This window comes from Bdellovibrionales bacterium (assembly GCA_016714165.1).
Taxonomy (GTDB): domain Bacteria; phylum Bdellovibrionota; class Bdellovibrionia; order Bdellovibrionales; family UBA1609; genus JADJVA01.
This window is the reverse complement of sequence record JADJNU010000005.1, coordinates 18711-39621: the sequence shown is the minus strand read 5'-3', so window position 1 is coordinate 39621 and position 20911 is coordinate 18711. Positions and strand designations below refer to the sequence as shown.

Genomic DNA, 20911 nt, shown 5'->3' with positions numbered 1-20911 from the left:
AGTTGCTATCGAACCTCTTCAAAAAGACTTTTTTGCGCAATATACTGACGAGCTTTTAATTCAATATTGATCCGCTGACTCTTTGCCGCGCTATAATCCTGCTCAAAGCTCAAAGTTTGAAAGGTTGTGGAGCGGCCTGCGTTTAATCTCTTTCTTTCCTCATCTGCTTTTTTTCTTTGAATAATTTCAAGCTCCTGAACTAACTTGATTTGTTGATGTAGGGATTTTCCTAAACTGACGAAATCAGACCAAATTCGCTTTTGGTCGCTTTCTTGAGATTGCACTGAAAGCCGGCTGCCTTCTGACATTTTTTGAAAACTGTCTCCTATTGTTGTGCTTTTTGAAGTGTCAAGTGGCATGGAAAACTTCAATCCAACAAACAAAAGAGTCTGATTTTTATCTAAAATTTCTCTCTGCGCTTCGTCAAGTCGAGCATCTCGTCCGCTCCACTGTCCCTCCGCCGAAAGATCCAATGTTGGCTTTGACATTTGTGCCCTTCCTCTTTGATTCAATTCTTGAACCCTAGTTCCAACCTGACCGAGAGCAAGATCTTTTCGTCGTTTCACTTGGTCACCCAAATTAACCAATTCTTCAATTGGAAGAACTTCCACCTGAAGTTCCTCTGAGACCTCGACATTGGAATTGACTCCTCTCAAAACGTTAAACTCACGCTGGGCCTCCCCTAGCCATGTTGTTGCCTCTTCCAGTTGCATTTTTCGCGCAGTCACGGCGGCCTCTGATTGGTATAAGTCAGAGCTGTCCACTAAATTTCGACTAAATTTTGTTGTAATCCATTCGAGAATAACAGTGGCACGATCCAAGATTTCCTTCTGAACTTGTATATTTTCGCGTGCCGCCGCTAGTGAATAGAAGGCCATGTTTACTCGCACGTCCAGTTGAGCAGATTGTAGGTGAGTACGAAGGGAATCAGCTCGTGCCTCTTCCCTCAGTGATTCCTCTTTAATCTTTATTTCCGATCCAGACAAATTTCGCCATAGTGGAATATTCAATGACAATTTCGGATAGGTATCATAATAGTCGGCCAGAGGAAGACTGACCGACGAAGCTCCCGCAATGCTTGAATGAGAAACGTGTTGGGCGAGTTCCAATCTTGGTCCAGAGAGGAACTGCTTCTGAATTCCGATGGAGGCTCCAACGGTGTTTGTTCGAAACCCCTGAAAGGAGGGGTTACCGGTCGGCCGCCGATCATCATTGGAATAAATATTTGCAGTCAGTTGCGTATCTGCTAAAGAAGGTAGATTCTTTTCAAGATCCGTTGATCCCTGCTGACTCAGCTGGGAAGATGAAAAGCCTGAGTAATTATTTTCAACTTGAATTCGGTATTGAGATAAACTAATTGCCGCCCCAGCCTGCAATTGAGTTAAAACTGAAAAGATCCAGCAACCAAATACAAAAATCGAGAGCCTAATAAAAAAGATTTCAAGCAGCTTTCGTAATTCCACAAATCCTCCACGCACTCAAGTTTCAGAATGAGCCGTATTCATAGCCCTCAAAAGCAAGAAAACCTCAGCTTAGATAGTTTTATGATTGTTCCCTTAATTGTCTCAAGTCTCAAGTCTCAAGTCTCACACCAACTCGGCATACCTCATTTAGGCACGTAGCAGAAATCGGTGGATAAAGGACGATTGTATTGCTATGGACTCCTATATAACAATCCCTGGTTGAGACATTTTCATGACCAAACCTTCACTTAGTCCAAAGTCCTGAAGTTCCGATAAGTTAATAAGTTCTGAGAAAATGCACTGATTACCTAGCCAATGGTCCATAGTGCGGAGGCTGTCTTGAAACGCTCGAATAACAGTCCAAATTATCCTTTCAATTTAACTGAGAATGGATTTGGATCATCTATTTTATCGTTCTTGTTTCTATTATTCATCCTCTCCGGCGCCCTGTTATTATGTGGATGCAACGATGTTAACGATAGAAATAAAAGTAATCAAAATGATGAGCCAGGAATTGGCATCAGTGGAACAATATTGTTCAGTAACAGTCCACCTTCCATTTCTCTCACGGAGGGGGACTCTTACGCTGTGTCCATTTCTCTTAGTAAGCCTTCAACTCAACCATTAAGCGTTACCTGGGAAGTCGTTGGAGGCTCCGGTGATTTTTCTCCCCATATGGGAATTTCTACTATTTCTCAAGGAACTTCGAATTTTGAAATCAATCTAAATACAATAGATAATTCGACAAATGAAGATATAAAATCATTTCCATTAATGATTGTTGGTTCGGTGGGAATCGAGAACAGTTTGGTTTTGATGATTGAGCTCAGCGATGAAGATCAGATGGCACCCCCCAATCCCACTTCCCCATTAGCAACAACTACCTCTTCCACAGCTATCGCTCTCTCATGGATTTCTGGGGGCGGAACCAGTCTGGACTATCGCATTTCCTATCAATCGGGTGCCACAGCTCCGGCCAGTTGTTCATTGGGAAGCACCATCGACGAAACCGCAATCAACAGTCTGACTCATGCAGTTACGGGGCTCACCCCAGCTACTCAGTATTCGTTTCGCATCTGTGCAATCAATGGCAACAATGTTCCCAATGTGTCGAGCGGCGTAACAGTGTCTGCGGTAACGGATTACTCTCCGGATAATTCTGGCCCAGGTCCGATCTCATGGGTACAGGTTCCCGATGTATCGAACGGCCTCTCAACAGGCGAAATTTTTCTTTTCTGGTCCGGACAGGGAATTGACACCGAATCTGGAATTCGCGACTACAAAGTCGAACAATTCACTAGTTCTGATTGCTCAGGAAGCCCAACTTTCTCGGTAATGCAAACGGAAGCCAATGGGTGGTACAATCTGCAAGCCGGATCTAATTCCCTAAATATCACGCCATATGATAAATCAAATAATGCGGGTACTCCAACCTGTTCAGGTGAAATTGTCAGAACCACTCCCACACCTTTGATAACTGGCTTCGGAATTAATGGTTTCAAGATATTTGAGAGCAATTTTGGAAACTCCGGCTTTAGCGATGCCCTCGTTCTTCCCAACGATCAGATCCTTGTTAGCGGATGGATTTACTTTGGACACCATCCGAAACCTCTCTTGGGTCGACTTAATTCTGATGGCAGTTGGGATACGACATTTGGGGGCGAAGGGAAGGGCTATAGGCATCTCCTATTACCTGGGGCCGGAGTCTCATATGGAGCAAAACTGGCCATACAAGTGGACGGAAAAATTATCCAAGCAGGACATAGCACAGATCAAGGCTTAGGGTATGTTGCGAGATACAATGCCAATGGAACTCTCGATAGCAGTTTTGGAAATGGCGGCTTTATTACCGTGCAAATTGGCGCAAACGATACCGATCTCAATGCAGCCGTTGTCATGTCAAACGGAAAAATTGGTGTCAGCGGATCAATCAATAATGGCGGCGTCGACCAGACTGTTGTTATTCGCCTTGATCAAAATGGAAGATATGATCCCCTCTTCAATACAACAGGATATATTTCGTTTGATATTTTGGGACAAAACACGAGATCCTTAACTATCGCGGAGGGAACACTTAATTCCCTCGTCGTGGCGGGCGATAATGCCAATTCAGCTCAGCTCTATATCGCGAAGATATCCAGTGCGGGGGTATTGGATTCGGGGTTTGGGACTTCTGGAATCACCGTTCTTGATCCGTCTTCAAATAATGACACCCTTCATGACCTTAAAGTTCTGGCCGATGGGAAAATGCTGGCCGCAGGCTCTATGGATAATTGCGGTCTTCTGATGCGATTTCAAGAGACCGGAGTCTTGGATTCAAGTTTTGGTACGGGTGGATTCTCCCAAGAATGCGTCTCAGAGACCTATAGAAAAGCCTTTATCCGCCCGGGAGGAAAGATTGCTGCCGTGGGAAATAATTCGCTTCTTGTCGCCCAATTTTCAATTAACGGAGTACTCGATTCTGGTTTTGGACACAATGGAGTAAATGAGCTTTGGGCATCCCCCTTGAATGCCTACGGCGAAAGCGGGGGGATTCTCAGCACTGGAGAAATTATCGTCGTTGGAGGCGGATGGCACATCAAGAACCATTCCTCTCTCATTGGAATGTATAATTCTGATGGGACTCCTTCAAACCTCTTCGGTACCTACGGAGTCAAAGCTTATTCAAATATGGGAAAAGATCATGAAGAACTTGCTGGCTTAAAGGTAAGACCCGGAACTGACAAACTTATATTTGGATTGTCTGTTCAGGGCGATTACGGCTGGAACTATTCATTTACCCAAACTGACTCCAGCGGCGTACTTGATTCGACATTCGCTCATGGTGGGAAAGATCTTTTTGATGTCTCCAACTCTGGCGGGGATAATTTAGACAGGATGGAAGCTTTCTTTCTGAATACGGACGGAACATTGTCCGCCGCTGGATCCGGTTGGGGAAGCAGTTCAGAAATGTCCTCAGGTCGCTGGACCGCGACTGGGCTCTTTGACATCACATTTAATGGGATTGGTTCCCTCACTTTGAGTCAATCCAATTCTCAAACTGCCAATGGATTGACCGTACAACCGGACGGAAAAACAATTCTGACTGGCTACAGTGGTGGAAGCAACCTTGACTTGCGAGTGGTTCGATTGACGACAAGTGGCGCACTCGATACCTCCTTCAATGGAACCGGCATTGTGACGACAAGCTTCGGAAGCAATTATGACGAGGGCATAGCAGTGGCCGTCCAAGCCGATGGAATGATTGTCACCGTAGGGACCAAAGCAGACAATGCGGGAATCATCGCTCGATACACGTCCACAGGCACTTTAGATAACGGCTTTAATAGTTCAGGAACCATCACGGTCAACCGCAGTGGTCGCGAATATTTGAGCGATCTTTTCATCCAAGGCGATGCAAAGATCGTCACCTTCGGTGTCCAAGATGCCAGTTTTGCCTTGTCTCGTTACAACACAGACGGCTCTGTGGACCTTACTTTTGGCGCCACTTCCGGATACACAGTGATTGATTTGCCTGGATTCCCCAGCAATTGTGACAGCAGTCGAATGCTCCGCTTAAACGACGGCTCATTCCTTCTTGTCGGAACAATTGAATTTGGCGGAAACTACCGCGATATCGCCGTCGCCAAACTCACCTCGTCTGGCCTTGTAGACACTTCGTTTAACGGAACGGGAATATTAATCATCAACTTAGGTGGAACCGATGACGTTGGAGTGGAGGCAATCCAGCTTAGCGACAACAGTGTGGTTGTTGGATTTAGAACGAACCGGGACGGCCAATATGATTTTGGAGCCTTTAAAATCACTCCGTAAATCCATAACCTTTTTACCCAAAAATAATTATGCCATAAGAAATAAAACACGAGGAACTGCCTAAGTATTTATGATTCAGCCACAGATAGATAATTATATCCCTCATCAAAACAACCATCAAAATTAGTCCTTATGGCAAATTTCCAGAGATTTAAATACCTTACTACCTATAGCTAGTGGCTTTGGTAGCGGTGGTTGACCATGCAGCAGTGCCTCATTAACAATGTTGTCAAAGAATTCCTTTCTTTCTTCGTCAGTCATTCCTTCAGTTGCTTTATAAAAATCGGCCAATTTTTGAAAAGCCTCTTGGCTCTGCTGCGAGGTTCAAAAGTTAAGCGAGAATTGTGTTCCCAACTTTATGTAAGAGTTTGAATCAGAATACCAGTTATTATCTTGCGTGAATTTATTGTTGTGACCCTCTATTGAAACGAAACCACCAACTCGGTAGCGGGCCGAAAGCGGATATGATCCATAAAGCGCCAAAGTTTGATCGTCGGCAACATAAAAAAATTGCTCAGACTGATAGTCAATACCTCTCCGGATAAAACTCAGAGCCCAATCCATTTTTAGAAGTTTATAAGCAGACAAGTTAACTCGCAATCCGCTTAATTGAGTTTTGTAAACTAAGCCTCCTCCTCGATCATCAACATTTGAACCATTTCCACCACTCAATTCAAATCCGAATCGATGAGTTCGATATTGAATCCCCACTCGATTAATTGGATAATTTTCACTGGAGATATCAACGCCATTATAAACGCCAACTTGATAGCCATCCGCAAGAAAGAACATCAACGACCAATTGCCAAAATCAAAACCTGTTTCAATTTGTGTTACACTATTCCACTTATCGTCCGGAGACTCAAAGTCATTGAGCTGCCATTTGTAATTACGTCCAACCAGAATTAGATTCGGATCTGCCATAGCTGAGAAATGAAAATATGATGCCTTGAAGGCGTAGAGCGAATGCACCTGCGGTTCCTCTTGAAAGGAAGTCATCAGAGGGGCACTTCCTGCCACAAACGTATGCTGGTAATCAAAAATATCAGAAGAATAGGAATCCGTTAGAACCGGTGTAAAATTACTGACTCGTCTAGAGGATCCACCATGGCGATACCCAAAGGTATGCCACAATCCCAGCGAAGTAAGATTTCCATGAATTTCAGGAACAGAATAAAAATTCTGTTCTCGATAATATCGATTAAGGCGAACTGCCTCAGTTTGAAAATGATCCAACTCTCTCTTAATCATAACTGGTTGACTCAAAATCTGCTGAGGGAACACTTGAGTTTTTCCCCCTCCAAATCGATCACTAGGGCAGTCCCGAAATTGATGCGGATGCACAAATTGAAATATCTTAAAATCGCGAGGATAAGAAAATCTTTGAGCTGAATTTATTCTTTCACGTGAGACTTGGAATATACTGCGACGACCAACGACAGACTCCTTCCCATCAACGCTCAAAAATGCAATTTTGTCATCAGTAAATCCGATCGGCCAACCATTCACAAGAGGGATCAGCTTTCCGTTCGGAGTCGAGGTGGTAATACGATAAAAATCGGTGGATTCAGGATTTCTAAATTCCTTCATAGGAAGAAGATCGCTTGGATAATAGGCAAGATAAATTATTTCATGTTTCGGAATTCTCTTCATCTCTCCGTCCAGGCTCAGAAACTGGATAACATGATCATCGACCTGTATGATGAGACCCACATCACGACGGCACGCAGCCGTATAGATCGAATTAATATTGATCGCCTGAGCTATCGGCAGGAACGAAAATGCAATCACATGGAGACTCATCACACGAAAAGAAATAATCAATAATCTAACGAAGAACCTCTTCTTTGACTTAGAAAATGAATTCAAATGTTCCCCCATAAGCTAGTTGATCGCTCTTTTCACTTTCGCTGCGCCCAAAAAATCGATAGTCCTGCTCGACATGAAATAAATGAAGATAAACTCTCAGTGCCACATACTCACCAAAACTATGACGAATCGATGCCTGAGTTACTAAATGAGAAAAATCAAAAATATTTTGTTCGGAGGTGCTTGAGGTCTCTTTGTAAGAGGCAGTTAGCCAAAGCTGATCAAGCGCCACCTCAATCTCTGGATTGAAGCGATAGTCAATTCCAGTCCGCAAATAATGAGAGGAAAATGAAAATTGATTCAAATATCCAACGACGCTGAGTTCACCATCACGACTGATTTGGGAGTCTTGGACTTCGTTGTCCTGATCTAGCTTAGTAAAGCCCAGAATTCCTCTCAAACGAAAATTCTTTCGGGTGTACATGAGGCGAAATAATGGGGCCAATTTGGAAGCTAATATTTCGCGAAAATTATCACCAGCTTGAACCATAAAATTTGGAAAATAGGTACCTGCAGACACAGACCAGGGCCCCCAGTCTCCACCCATTAAAGCCATATAGTTAATCGAAGCTGCAGAATGAGCCTTAAATCCAGGCTTACTTGAATCAAATGGCCGACGGGATTGGCTTCCGGCACCACCTCTTCCCGTCATGATCGGAGTAAAGTATTCGGTACCAGCAGAAAGGGCCTCAAGATTCCCAACAAAGCTAGCGTGAAAAACATGGGATTTGAGATCTGAGCGAAAAACTGTCAAAGGTTCAACGGTGGGCAAGTACTCAATTGGAACAGAGCCAATTTGATTAAAACTCTGAAAACGAAATTCTCTCCCCTTGGTCCACTGAAAATACAAGGGAAACGGGGCTGAGGGCGAAAGTATGTAATTGTCCTTGTCAAACACGAGAAATCCAAGCTTCGTCTGGCGATCAAACAAAAAGGGACGAGAGTAAACGTAGGTTCTCTCTTGGAAGCTTTTAACATTTTCAAACCCCTCGTCCATCTGAGACAGGAATTCACTGATCTGAATTTGATCACCAATCACTCTCGTTGGACGAACAAATTCCCCACTTTTGGGTTCCGGCATCTGGCATTGTGTGACCCATGACTTGTAACTCAGAGAAACTGGCTGAAATTCGAGTCTATCTGACCTGATTGATTCTTCGAGATAAGGACGAAGTTTGCGGATCTTATACAACTCAAAGACGTGACTTTTACCTTGAAGATCAAAAAAGATAACAAGATTTTCTACGAACTTGACTGGCCATCCAATAAACAGCGGACTTTTTTGATCATCGACATACACTTCTAGTAGTGCTCGCGCAAGACGCGGATGACTGTTCAGCTTTTCAATGGGGTTATCAATGGTATTATAAATAGCCAAATACCTTAAATCATCCTGTAAGACAGACTTGTACTGACCCTTAAGAGTGAGAACCTCAATTCTGGAAGAGTCCATCCCAATGATCAAACCTTCAGTTAGTTCGCAGTCTTTCGTCAAAACTGAATATACCTCTAGAGCCGAAGCGGCATTCGTTAAAAGCACAACGAGAAAACAAACCAATAAATAAGCGACAGAAGATCCTTGGCCCTTCATCCTCATGATCAATCTCCGCCGCCGAAACGTGGCTTCAAGCGATTTTCTTTGTCCGACCAAGGCAGCGCTTGGTCAATGGAGAGAATGTTTCTAGATCCCTCTCGCAATTCAATTGAAATACCGTTTCCGGTGTCTTCATTGACTTTTAGAAACAATCTGATTTTGTCATTCCCATTTTCATTTTTCTTCAAATTTTCCAGAATCCCTTCCGTTTCACAATGATTGCCATTGTTAGCTCCAGGGACTGAATTCACATTGGCGCTGAGGACCCGAAAGCTGGCATCAAAAAATCCTGGTGATCGCTTTGATGAGGGCCGGATATGGCATCCCGTGATATCCAGGCCTATCTCAAATCCACATTCACCAGACGACGGGTCTGGTTCTTTTTTCCACACTAAACGATGGTCTTTCGATGAGAAATTCAGTTCCTCTCTGGGACTTTTGATTTCCCATCCAACGTATTTATTGGCTTGGCGACTGTAGGTATGATCTGCTTTCAGAAAAAGTCCATCTGCTAAGACCCAAAAGCGATCCCCAACGTCGACCTCGCCAATTCCATCCTTGAAAAGGAAGCGCTGATCGATCCGATGAATCGAGTCCAAGTGCTGATTCGAGTAAGTATTGCCAGGGTAGATTTCAAGCTTGCTCTCATCATAACTAATCAGTCCCAAAGAACCTTTAATATCGAAATAATTTGGAGCGTTACTGCTGCAGACCTCATTCATCAATGAAAGAAGGTCCTGAGAAGAAAGTACTTCAGCAAGATTTCCATCGACCGACTCCTTTTTAACTTCAGTAAAATTCTGGCCATCTAAGGCGAAAGTAGCCACATATTTGACCTGCTCCGCCATAAAGCGCTCCAATTCCCAAACGTATCTGAGACCCTTTTTGCGAATGGGTACAATCATCACATCCTTTAGCAAGCCTCGTTGCCCGTAAAAGCAGGTAAACGACACTCGCTGCGGATTTCTATCGTTTAGAGGGCGCTTCTCCATCGATTTTGCCCGCTTTACTTGCTCTGAGGTCACAGTAATCGTGCGAGAAGGTCCTTGATCTGGCTGAACTTTGATTTCATTTTGGTTTACTTCGGAAAGCATCAGATCATGAGAAACGACTTTTCCTTGAACCACTGAACCATCACTGGCGACAGATAGAAAATCCCCAGAGACTGATGTATATTTTCCATGATTTGATGCCAAAAATTGCGAACGTACACTGATTCCAGGGACCATTTTTTCCGGGTTGTCTCCACAGGAAGAACAAAGGGTGATTGTGATTGAGAAGGCAACAAAAGAAGGGATGTGATAGAGATTCACAAAAATTACTCCAGGAATTCTCTGAATTCCCTCCTTGTCAGCAAGAACCATTCCAACCCACAACACCACTTGGTAGATTGATAGAGCAGGACAATGAAAACAACAGCGGGCCCAAATTGGCTATATGGCTCCCTGACCCTTTAATGTTAATGGCCTTCTATCGTCTAGAGAGGGGGAACGGACGGCACCACTTACACTGCTATAGGAACCAAAACTCCCCTTGAAAGACGTGCCGACTTCCAAATACCCTCCTCCTCCTTCACTCTTCACTGCGGATATTTCAGACGTCTTTAGCGCATAGGCTCGCAATTCAGGAGTATTCTCCGCTATGATCGATTCGTAGCGTTTCTGCTGTTCCTGAGCAATCTTAAAAGAACTATCACCCAAGGTACTGCGAATCGACCTCATATAAGCCTCACGGATACCAGAACAGTTGGGTTGAAAGCCAACTTCAAGTTTATTGCAGTGCTCATACATTGCCTGATTGAGATTGCGGTCACATTCCGCCTTCGTCTTTCCCATTGTCATATAACAGCGATCATGAGCATTGCACAGATTCGCAAAACTAATCTTGATTGATCTTTCATCCACGTTCAAAGTTACTTCATTCAGCATCTTGTTTAGCGCCGACCCTATAACAGTTTCCCTCATAATATCCGGACCACAGCCATTTGAAGATGAAAAGTACGGATATTGACTTCTACGAAAATCGTGAGGCCCGTAGAATTTGAACCAAGAATTGACAACTACTGCAGAAAATTGATCTTGGGCGCTCGCTCTTTGCTCCGCTACCGAAAGTGCCAAAAGAAGCAAAATGACTGGAATTATAAGTCCACAATTAGCTATGCGGTGCTGGCAAGATTCGAACCCACCAGGCTCTCTTCTATTTTCCTCATGTTCTTTCAAGTCCAACTCCTTAAAAAATAAATCTACTATCGAATAATTCAAACGCGGTGCCAGCCAGACCCATCGGTTTGGTCGTTATTCAAATGCATTGACGGGATATGGGCTGCCCCTTAAGCATCCCATTTAAATCGACAACTTTTGCCACACGCCTGTCTCAAATATTGACAGCGGCGGAACTTCTTTCATATCTATTTGATTATTGGTGTCACAGGCGGTTCTCAACTTCGACCAATTCCTAGGAAGAGAGCTTCCCTTGAGGCCATTCTACTCGGAGTGCCCGCCATATCCCAATTGTTAGTAGTACTAGGATTGACGCGTAAATGAAGCTTGAGGCCGTTGATGAAAGCTCCCAGACTTTTGCTACATTTTTAATTGTAAAACCGTAGTAAATCAGAAGAGCTAGCACAGCAGAGATTTCAATGCTCCTTTTCCTTCTGAAGACAAAATAAATGAAAATCCAACTCAATAAAGCCAAGCCAAGGCACTTCATGTAAATTAAACTAATCTCATCGGTCCGTTCACTGAAAAAGTAGCCCAAAACAAAACCTGGAAAGGAATAGATCTGGTTCTCAAAGGGCACTTGATTCTTTACTTTGTTATGGTGGTCAATACCATAAAGTCGGGAACAGGATTTCTGGCACAAATTGCACGGTCGACAGGCCTCCGGGCGGGATGACTCTATCGAGAATTGCCCATAGAGCATCTCTACAGGTCTGATCGGACACAAGCCGGAGCACCACCCTCCAAATCCAGAAAATAAAACTCCGCTGCTAAAGGCCACAATAGCCAATGCCGGAATAATCCAAAGAACAACTTCTGCATTGTGATTAAACATAAAAATACGCGCAGGAACGAGAAGGTAGAGAAGAACCCAGGAACAAAATTGAAGTACGCCAACTTGACTGTAAGACAAATCAATATTTTTTGAAATCTTTAACCGACGTGGAATTGACTGCACGATAGCCAACGGACAAACATTAACCCACCAACTGGGCGCAAGAAAGAAAATAATTGGAGCAAGAGGAATAATTAAATTCCATAATAAATCCAATCCAAGATCTGATGAATTCAGAAGCGCATAGACGAGAGCAACGAGAATGGTGAAAGAAAAAGCCGAAGCCAGGAGCCAGGAGCCAGGAGCCAGGAGCCAGGAGCCAGGAGCCAGGAGCCAGGAGCCAAGAGCCAAGAGCCAGGAGCCAAGAGCCAAGAGCCAGGAGCCAGGAGCCAGAGCCAGGAGCCAGGAGCCAAGAGCCAGGAGCCAAGAACGAGAATAGGGCAAGCTCTTCACCGGTGGGATACTCATTAATAATATCTGAGCATGAGTGCAATTTAGTGACAAGATCGAATATAGTCGACGTTGCGCGATATGGCTCAATAAACTGATAGCAAATCGCCAAATTCTAGCGAGGTATTAAAATGGCCAAAGAAATCGTATTGATAACAGGGGCAAACCGAGGAATCGGCAAAGCACTTGCTGAAAAGTTAGCCATCATTGGCTATCACGTCATACTGACAGGCAGGAAACTCGATGTTCTGGAAAAAATTAAGAAAACCATTGAAGCTCAGTCTGGATCAGCCGACATTCTCCCTTTGGATGTTACCAACAGGCAAGAGATTCAAAGAGCTCGTGATTTCATCTCGCAAAAGTTCAAAAGGCTTGATTGCCTTATTAACAATGCCGGAATACTGAACGAATCCCAAATGAACATTGTCGACCTCACTGAAGAGAGCCTCTACAAGAGTTTACAAACGAATTCCGTGGGACCACTGATTCTCATGCAAGAATTTTTGGACCTATTAAAAATGAGTAAAAACCCCCGAATCATCAACATTAGTTCAGGAATGGGAGCTATAAGCGAGATGGGCTCTGAATATCCGGCCTATCGAATATCAAAAGCTGTCTTGAACGTAATGACAATTCTTTTTCATCACGAAGCAATCCCGTTTGGCATTAGAGTAAATGCTGTTTGTCCGGGATGGGTAAGGACTGATATGGGCGGTCCCTCCGCGACTAGATCTCTTGATGAAGGAATCAAAGGGATTGTCTTTCTCGTCCAATTGCCAAAAGATGGACCGAGCGGAAAATCGTTTAGAGATGGGCAGGTGATTCCCTGGTAACTCGCTTTTTGCTTTACGAAAGGCCAGATGCAACACAATTAACGCAATTGTCTAGCTGGACAAACAAGCATACTCAGGGTCCCCGTTTACCCACAAAAACTGTTTTGCTCACGAGGCCCCGTCAGTATCAGTGTTGTTAGTACAATACAAGGTAGGGTGTTGTAAGGCATACCTAGTTTCCTTTGATCCTCATACCGTAAAATGAACGCCAAACAAAAAACAGCCCACAGACGAGAAAAGTCAAGGCTATCATTGTTGGCATCGTGGTCAACGAACTCATAGAAACCTCAGTAGCTCCGACTACTCCTTCAGATCCATTTCCATGGCCACCCTTCATCTTGACAGCGATTTCAACAGCAAGAAGTCCAAAGAGAGTTGTAAACTTAATAATAGGATTCAAGGCCACACTTGCCGTGTCTTTAAACGGATCGCCCACAGTGTCCCCAACGACAGCCGCTGCATGCAGCTCTGTGCCCTTTTGTTTCAAGTCGACCTCAACCATTTTCTTAGCGTTGTCCCATGCGCCACCGGCATTAGCCATGAACATCGCCTGGAATAGACCGAATACGGCAATTGAAATCAAGTAACTTGCAAAGAAGGTTGGGTCAAAAAACGCAAAACTAAGAGTGAGAAAAAATATGACTCCAAAAATATTAACCATTCCCTTCTGGGCATATTGCGTGCAAATCCTGACGACGTGCTTTGAATCTCCAACAGAAGCCTTTTTTACACTGCTATCAAGCTTAATATTCTTTTTGATAAATTCCACAGCTCGATAGGCACCCGTAACAACCGCCTGGGTCGAAGCTCCACAAAACCAATACACAACAGACCCACCGCTGATCAGACCAAGGAGAACCAAAGGATCAAGAAGATCCAGTTTGAGATTCAACATCAGGATAATGGAAAAGATCATGGTTGTGGCACCGATGACGGCAGTTCCAATCAATACAGGCTTGGCAGTGGCCTTGAAGGTGTTTCCTGCTGAATCATTTTCTTCAAGGTACAACTTGCCCTGTTCAAAGTTTGGTACGAATCCAAAATCCTTCTCGATCTCTTTGGAAATTCCAGAAATCTGTTCAATTTGGGAGAGTTCAAATACAGATTGAGCATTGTCAGTCACGGGACCGTAGGAGTCCACCGCAATTGTCACGGGACCCATTCCCAACATCCCAAAGGCGACCAAACCAAAGGCAAATACTGCCGGATGGATCATGAACTGAGAAAGTCCCATTGTGCTTGTCAGATAAGCCACAAACATTAAAGCAACAATCACAAGACCTTTCCAAAAAGCTGAAAAATTACCCGCCACAATACCGCTCAGTACGTTAAGACTCGCCCCGCCCTCCTTTGAGGCCTCAACGACTTCCGCAACATGCTTAGACTTAGACGAAGTAAATACCTTCGTCACCTCGGGTATTACCGCAGCAGCAAGAGTTCCGCAGCTTATGATCGTCGAAAGCTTCCACCAGAGTTCGTCGGCAAGCTGGCCCAACATTAAGTAGCTCACCCCATACGTAACTCCAATTGAAAGGAGCGAAGTCACCCATACAAGCGCAGTTAGGGGGGCTTCAAAATCAAAATGCTTAGCTTGGGAATATTTGGCTTTAGAAATGGCCATAGTGACCCAATATGATCCAATAGATGTGAGAATCATGAGAACCCGCATTGCAAAAATCCAAACAATAAATTTGGCTTGCAATGTCTGTCCTTCTCCCATCAGAACACGCGCGCCTTCAGGACTCATTTGCATTCCGACGGCGAGAATAATAAAGGAAATAAGGGCTACGCCGGTAACACCATAAGTCTCAAAACCGTCCGCTGTTGGGCCTACTGAGTCCCCCGCGTTGTCGCCCACACAATCAGCTATGACACCAGGATTTCTTGCGTCATCCTCCTTGATCTTGAATACGATCTTCATCAGATCCGAGCCGATATCTGCGATTTTTGTGAAAATCCCTCCGCAAACACGCAAAGCTGAGGCACCAAGAGATTCCCCAATGGCGAATCCAATGAAGCAGGAACCCGCCGCCTCCGGCGAAACCAAAAGCAAAATCAGGATCATGAGAACCAGCTCAACACAAATCAATACGACCCCGATCGACATACCCGCACGAAGGGGAATATCCATTACGGGATAGGGTTTGCCTGCCAGAGAAGAGAAACTGGTGCGACTGTTTGCGTAGGTGTTAAGTCGAATTCCAAACCAAGCTACAAAAAGAGAACCGAGAATCCCCAAAACCGACCAAAGAAGAATGAGAGCCACCCGTTCAAAGCCAACTTCCATCAAAAAACCGAAATAACCGATAATGCATACGCCAATGCAAGCTTCAAGAACTACAAGTAACTTTCCCTGTTCAAACAGATAGGTTTTGCAGGTCTCATAAATTAGATTGGAGACCTCAAGCATTGATTTGTGAACAGGCAAGCTTCTTATGCAGAGGAACTCCTTAAGACCAAAAATGATGCCAAAAACCGCAACCAGAATACCGAACACCAAGATCTGGGTTCCCCCAAGATCGCCCATCAATGGAAAATGAACGTCCAAATTAGGCAAAATCAAATCAGCCTCTGAGCCAAATGCAAGACCTGCTGAGCCCAAAGCAAAGACCGCAACAGCAAACAGAAATAGGGGTTTCCACGTCAACTTCATATCGTCCTCTTATGTCAGTTAGAAAATTCTTTTGTTTGGAGTTGCTGTTCTTAGCTTCACAGCGGTCAGCTTGTCAAAAATTTCCTGAATAATTTCCTGGAGTAATACGAAGCAACGCGACGTATAATCATAAGGAAGGAATCCCTCTCACGATTCAGATGCCCGAGGGAATCCATCTAAAGGCACTTTTTGAGAGTACAATTTTGCGATGAGCCATTTGGATTCTGGAGGGCAATGAGACTGCGAAGCGAAGACTGAGAGTCTCACCATTCCGGTCCCGATCTGGGCCCCGTCGCTAACACTCTGGGAAACCCTATGAATATAGACACAGTCCTCACCTTTCTCGCATAGGCCACCCTCCCCTACAAGATGGTCGCCATAAATTTCAATGGCGTTTAGCAAAAAGCGAAGTAACGAACCTAGCAGGGTTCTCCTGACTCGCAGAGTCCATTTTCGACCGCCAGTTGCCAAATCGCCTTCGAAAGCCTTGATTGGCATATGTATAGGGACATGCACAGGCATAAAGAGAAATACGCATATGGATGATATTACCGCTGTTAAAAATCCGAAAGGCCCCAGGTCTCTTGTCCTGACTCATCGAAGAGGCCCAAAGTCGAATGAGCTGGAGAGCACTCAGATCCCCATTTCCCATTTAATGTGACCCTCGGCCAATCAGCCAATCATAAGTGGCTGGCTAATCATCTATGGCTGACGCCATTAGACTTAGGGACGGTAAAGTAAAAATTTTGCTTTACCGAAGCACAATACTATTTCACGATAATGTTAAATGGGGCCTTTATTCGAAATAGCAGGCCAATTACGAAAGCCACCCAATGGAGGCAGGTTTATGATTTCCACGCAAGAACTATCCGTTTCGTTAAGTGTGACTCCTCAACGAATTAGCGCTTTAAGCAAGGCCCTCAATATTCTTGATGAAGAATCAAGTCTCAAAGGGAGAACAAGAATGTACACGCGAGCGGCTGTTCGAAAGCTTTTCAGTCACCGCGGTATTAGTTATTCAAACAAGAAAACGATCGCGATCAGCAACAATAAGGGTGGAGTAGGCAAGACCTCCATCGCAACTTCTATGGCCCGCAGGATGGTAGACCTTGGTTTTGAAGTACTTGTGGTTGATTTGGACCCACAGGCAAACAGTACCATGTTTTTTCTTAACGATGAAAGTCTCCAAAAGAAGATCAGATACGTGCTCCACGATGTGATCACTGGAAAGTGCAATATCGAAGATGCTGTCATTGATGTCGATGATGGCCTCAAGGTGCTGCCATCTAGTCTGCTCAACTCACGTCTTGAAACTGAGTTGAGTGGGTTTCAGAAGAATCCTGCAACCTACATTGGAAACCTCATTAAAGATCAGAATTCCAATTTTGTTATTTTTGACATGTCGCCCAGTTTTTCACAGATCAATTTTCTTGGAAGTTTGGCAGCGGATCTCATTATTATCCCCACTCTCTTGACCAGGTTTAGCATCGAGGGAGTCCAGATGACTCTGGAATCTTTGCGAGAGTGGCTGATGGAATATGAATTTTACCAGCCGGAGGTGAGAATTCTCATCAACCAACTGGATAACCGCCTGTCGTCCCAGCTCGGCTGGGTCGTGTCCTTAAAGGAATCCTCGGAACATTAGAGAGCAACACGAAAGCAGAACTGTTTTCCACGGTAATTCGTGCAGACAATACGATAAATCGTGTTCAGTCTGGACAGTCAGACCTGTCGCCAACTTCAAATTTCTATAAAGACATCGCTCAACTCGTTGACGAGATCATTGGCCTTTCCAAACTCCCAGCTGATGTTAGTCAGTAAGCCTAAGGCAGACGGGACATGGCTAAGCTTGACGATCTCCTAGAAAAGGCATCGAAGGGACCAAAGGTACCCTCGGTGCGCACTGGAAAAAGGGGCTATGGAATAAAGGAGACCATGGCCTCCTTGAAGGCCAGCGAAGAAAGAAGAGACTCTGGAAAAGAGACTTCTACAAACCTTGACGCCGATGTGAAACCTTTAATGGTCTCTGATCTCAAGAGCGAACTGAATCCTAAAATCGATTTAAACGATCGAGGATTGTCGACAGAGAACGTTGATCTACCCCTTGCTAATGACATGGCAATTTTCAATTCAGAGGCTTCTGATGTGCCTCTGAAAAAGCGAACACAAAAAGCGAACACAAAAAATGAAGAAAGCGAACACAATCTCGCTGATAGTGTAGATCTGAATCGCAATCACTTTGTTTTTCCATCGCCAAATCTCACTCTAAAAGATACCTCAAATGAGGTTATGCGAACACAGATAGCGAACACAGATAGCGAACACACTGACGACTTATCTAATGGACAGACCCACGCGGATTTTCTGAACAATCCGAACACAGATAGCGAACACAAAGATGGTGAAAAGCGAACACAAATAGCGAACACAATTTTTGATATACATAGTGATTCTAATGAATTAGACAATAATGATGGATTGACAACCACGCAGAACTCAAATCCTAATCGAACACAAATAGCGAACACAAAAAATAGTTCATTCTCGTTAAATAGAATTGATAGCGAACACAAAAATGATTTAAAGCGAACACATTCTTTGTTAGAGAAACGCGATCAACGGTCTCAATACCCCAAGAATCATCTAGAATTCGAAATTCAAAATACTGGCAAGAGTTTTATAAATGCGAACACAGATAGCGAACACAAAGATGGTATAAAGCGAACACAGCAGGAATCGAACACAGATAGCGAACACCACACGAACACAAAGCGAACACTACACTGGACACAAAACCCGAACACACCGTCCAGCCAAATTTATCGAACTGATCACTCCGTGCAAAATCTTTCAGGCAATCGCTTAAAGATCTTTGAAAGTATTCTTGAGCTCTGTTTGCAATCAAGAAGCCGCACGATTTCGACAACTCATGAATACCTCGCAAAGGCTTCAAACATTAGGCTTGGCTCAGTAAAAACAACGACACAACGGATGAAATTAGACGGTTTTCTCACAAAAAGGCCGCTTGGATTAGGAAGGGGATGTCTCATCGAATTTGGCATTCCAGATCAGCATTTTGATGGCTACCTGGCCATACAAATGACCTCTAAAGCGAACACAAAAAATCCCTCAAAGCGAACACAAAGCGAACACGTTACCGGACACAACGCGCTCTAGTAGTAGTAGTGTAAATTTAATTAAAAATACTACTACTACTAACAACCAACCATCAGAAGCAAACCAAAACCCTGCACTCTCGTTAGGACCAGTAGATCTCCCAATTGATTGGTCAGATATTCAAATACCTCCTTCTCTCCAGGATATCGGATTTGGAAGAACACAAATTCGACAGCTTTTCCATGCAGGTACACTTTTAGCGTCGGAAGTGCAGGACTCTTTAGATGCCTTTGCTTACGATCTTGATTCAGGACGGGTAAAAAGCCGGGGATCCAAGTTAGGCTTTCTGATGGGCATTCTGAGACGTTCTGGAACCTATGTTTCGGAAGCCTACATGAGCGAACTTAAAATGCAGGTAGAGGCAAATGAGCTTCGCAGACGCGAAACAATGGACCTTCGTCGTAAAACAGAAGAGTCAGCCTTGATCGCGGCGGCCACCGAAATATTTGAAAATTGACAGACGACGAAAAAGACGCTTAGTGCCAGAGACGCATCTTGCAAAGTTAGGCAGCGTCTCATATCAAAAACTAGTCTTGGCAAGAATTATTGAAAACGAAAAAGTGCGCCACGGTGCCAATATCTTCTGATCAAGATCTTAACCAGATGGACCATCTTGATAAACGATTAGGCGCATTTTTCTATTGTTTCGGGGATTAAAAGAAATTAAAAGTAAGGCGCTTCATTACGCAACCGGCAAATATTTCCGGAGAAGGTGGGAGACGATATGCAGCTTATGGACTTCTTGTCTCAAATGGATCGGACTTCTGTGAATCTTGAATACGCGAAAAATCAACTTGAGCAGGCTAGACTTAAGTTTGAACAGGCAAAAACTGAGTTTGATGAGACGCTGATGCTGGCTGATAAGTTCAACCTTTCAAAGGCTAAGCTAAAAAACTAACCGATGATCGAATTCAATCTCTCAGGGGAGAATGTGGGAGGACTCATCGGAGCGGAGCAAGCGACAGAATCATCAAAGTCGCCCAAGTTAAAGCCGAAGAAGTCCGCTGTTAAGAAAATATCAAATAAGAAGGAGCCGAGTCGGAAGGTGGAATTGATACAGACAGTCATGGTGGCGCTCTTTTTGAAGGTCAAGAGGCTGAATCGGTAGAGGAACTTGCAGTCAAACAATCTGAGATTTCTGGAAGTTCTGGTCTGAATCACTAGCTGCGAGCCTGATGTTTTCAAAATGGTGGCGCGAATTATTATTCCTTTTTCATGCAGTGCTTCCTTTCGTAGGCCTTTAGGTTCAGTTCGGAAAAGCGAGAGTGGCGGCCCCTTGTTCTAGTGCAAGTCAGGAGGCCCTTCTCAACCAAACGATGTACCGTCATGCGACTGACACCGAGTCGCTCCGCTACCTCAGAGGCTGTCATATATTGAATTCTCCCCCATCAACTGACATTTTCTGCTTAGACGGGGAGGGAGCACTTTTCCCAGCGGACTGATGTTCCAGAAGTCTTTTCGAACTTTAAGCCAAACATTTGCGAGTGCGGTGGCAATTTTAAGAACATATTCGGGGTTTAGTTTGCCTTGGAGGGGAGCATTTTCAACGACACTAATACCCAAATCAGGCACAGAAAGAACAATAAAATCAAGGTGTTGCTTTATGACAACGGGGTAATGGAGGGAGGATATTCTAGGTTTCACACATTGAATCGTAACAAACGTAACATCAAAGCAACAGGCAAAAATCCAATTTTTACGCTTCAAATCATGTATGATTATTGCAGTTTTCTTACGTCGACACAGACTTGACGCTTGACATTATATAATGCATTGAGTAATTAACCGCCAAGTGAGAATTATGTGTCAGGGAACCCGTATGGTTCGTTGTGAATTGTTTTCTCCTGTTCGCGGCATTGTAGGCAGCGGGTTGTTAGGTTCAGGAATTGTCAGGACCAGTGAATAGTAGTTTGTTCTTTTCGGGATCGGCATTGAGGGATGTGGACAGCACAACCCATTGTTTTAGTTTTGGAAGACCTGAGGAATTGATCCAGACTATCGTGGT

15 protein-coding genes and 1 pseudogene are annotated in these 20911 nt (G+C 44.2%); 7 read left to right on the top strand and 9 right to left on the bottom strand.

What is annotated here, in order from left to right; translation table 11 throughout:
- Nucleotides 1-5 precede the first annotated feature (5 nt).
- On the bottom strand, nucleotides 6-1463 hold the full coding sequence (locus IPJ71_17940; protein ID MBK7845530.1) for a TolC family protein: 1458 nt from the start codon (nucleotides 1461-1463) through the stop codon (nucleotides 6-8).
- A 339-nt stretch (nucleotides 1464-1802) separates the two neighbouring features.
- Here IPJ71_17940 and IPJ71_17935 point away from each other — a divergent pair, with 339 nt between their 5' ends.
- On the top strand, nucleotides 1803-5276 hold the full coding sequence (locus IPJ71_17935) for a fibronectin type III domain-containing protein (protein ID MBK7845529.1): 3474 nt from the start codon (nucleotides 1803-1805) through the stop codon (nucleotides 5274-5276).
- A gap of 324 nt (nucleotides 5277-5600) precedes the next feature.
- Here IPJ71_17935 and IPJ71_17930 read toward each other — a convergent pair whose 3' ends face one another.
- The 5 genes and pseudogenes from IPJ71_17930 to IPJ71_17910 all read right to left on the bottom strand — a co-directional run bounded on the left by IPJ71_17930 (nucleotide 5601) and on the right by IPJ71_17910 (nucleotide 12261).
- Entirely contained in the window at nucleotides 5601-7145 is a 1545-nt protein-coding gene (locus IPJ71_17930; GenBank protein ID MBK7845528.1) for a hypothetical protein, read from the bottom strand.
- Entirely contained in the window at nucleotides 7129-8742 is a 1614-nt protein-coding gene (locus IPJ71_17925; GenBank protein ID MBK7845527.1) for a hypothetical protein, read from the bottom strand. Before IPJ71_17925 ends, IPJ71_17930 begins: the two co-directional genes overlap by 17 nt.
- 2 nt (nucleotides 8743-8744) lie before the next feature.
- Nucleotides 8745-10121, bottom strand: coding sequence for a hypothetical protein (locus IPJ71_17920; GenBank protein MBK7845526.1), 1377 nt, complete (start codon nucleotides 10119-10121; stop codon nucleotides 8745-8747).
- Nucleotides 10122-10172: 51 nt separating this feature from the next.
- Nucleotides 10173-10958, bottom strand: a complete 786-nt coding sequence (locus IPJ71_17915) for a hypothetical protein (protein MBK7845525.1) — start codon at nucleotides 10956-10958, stop codon at nucleotides 10173-10175.
- A gap of 1117 nt (nucleotides 10959-12075) precedes the next feature.
- Nucleotides 12076-12261, bottom strand: a pseudogene (locus tag IPJ71_17910) (hypothetical protein).
- A gap of 113 nt (nucleotides 12262-12374) precedes the next feature.
- Here IPJ71_17910 and IPJ71_17905 point away from each other — a divergent pair.
- Nucleotides 12375-13076 carry an SDR family NAD(P)-dependent oxidoreductase gene (locus IPJ71_17905; protein MBK7845524.1) on the top strand — a complete coding sequence of 234 codons (702 nt, stop codon included), beginning with the start codon at nucleotides 12375-12377 and terminating at the stop codon, nucleotides 13074-13076.
- Nucleotides 13077-13248: 172 nt separating this feature from the next.
- Here IPJ71_17905 and IPJ71_17900 read toward each other — a convergent pair whose 3' ends face one another.
- Nucleotides 13249-15729 (bottom strand): sodium-translocating pyrophosphatase, encoded by a 2481-nt coding sequence (locus IPJ71_17900; GenBank protein ID MBK7845523.1) that lies wholly within the window; start codon nucleotides 15727-15729, stop codon nucleotides 13249-13251.
- A gap of 847 nt (nucleotides 15730-16576) precedes the next feature.
- Between IPJ71_17900 and IPJ71_17895 the strand changes: the two genes are divergently transcribed.
- The 5 genes from IPJ71_17895 to IPJ71_17875 all read left to right on the top strand — a co-directional run bounded on the left by IPJ71_17895 (nucleotide 16577) and on the right by IPJ71_17875 (nucleotide 20014).
- Nucleotides 16577-17374 (top strand): AAA family ATPase, encoded by a 798-nt coding sequence (locus IPJ71_17895; GenBank protein ID MBK7845522.1) that lies wholly within the window; start codon nucleotides 16577-16579, stop codon nucleotides 17372-17374.
- Nucleotides 17375-17568: 194 nt separating this feature from the next.
- Nucleotides 17569-18906: a hypothetical protein gene (locus IPJ71_17890; protein MBK7845521.1), complete on the top strand. Its 1338-nt coding sequence runs from the start codon at nucleotides 17569-17571 to the stop codon at nucleotides 18904-18906.
- 289 nt (nucleotides 18907-19195) lie between these two features.
- Nucleotides 19196-19363 carry a hypothetical protein gene (locus IPJ71_17885; protein ID MBK7845520.1) on the top strand — a complete coding sequence of 56 codons (168 nt, stop codon included), beginning with the start codon at nucleotides 19196-19198 and terminating at the stop codon, nucleotides 19361-19363.
- A gap of 267 nt (nucleotides 19364-19630) precedes the next feature.
- On the top strand, nucleotides 19631-19804 hold the full coding sequence (locus IPJ71_17880; protein MBK7845519.1) for a hypothetical protein: 174 nt from the start codon (nucleotides 19631-19633) through the stop codon (nucleotides 19802-19804).
- A gap of 3 nt (nucleotides 19805-19807) precedes the next feature.
- A complete protein-coding gene (locus IPJ71_17875) occupies nucleotides 19808-20014 on the top strand; it encodes a hypothetical protein (GenBank protein ID MBK7845518.1) in 207 nt (68 codons plus the stop codon).
- A gap of 94 nt (nucleotides 20015-20108) precedes the next feature.
- On the opposite strand, the gene IPJ71_17870 is transcribed toward IPJ71_17875, so the two are convergent.
- The gene (locus IPJ71_17870) at nucleotides 20109-20276 is read right to left on the bottom strand and encodes an excisionase family DNA-binding protein (GenBank protein MBK7845517.1); all 168 of its coding nucleotides are present in this window, start codon (nucleotides 20274-20276) and stop codon (nucleotides 20109-20111) included.
- The gene (locus tag IPJ71_17865) at nucleotides 20263-20613 is read right to left on the bottom strand and encodes a hypothetical protein (protein ID MBK7845516.1); all 351 of its coding nucleotides are present in this window, start codon (nucleotides 20611-20613) and stop codon (nucleotides 20263-20265) included. Before IPJ71_17865 ends, IPJ71_17870 begins: the two co-directional genes overlap by 14 nt.
- Nucleotides 20614-20911 lie beyond the last annotated feature (298 nt).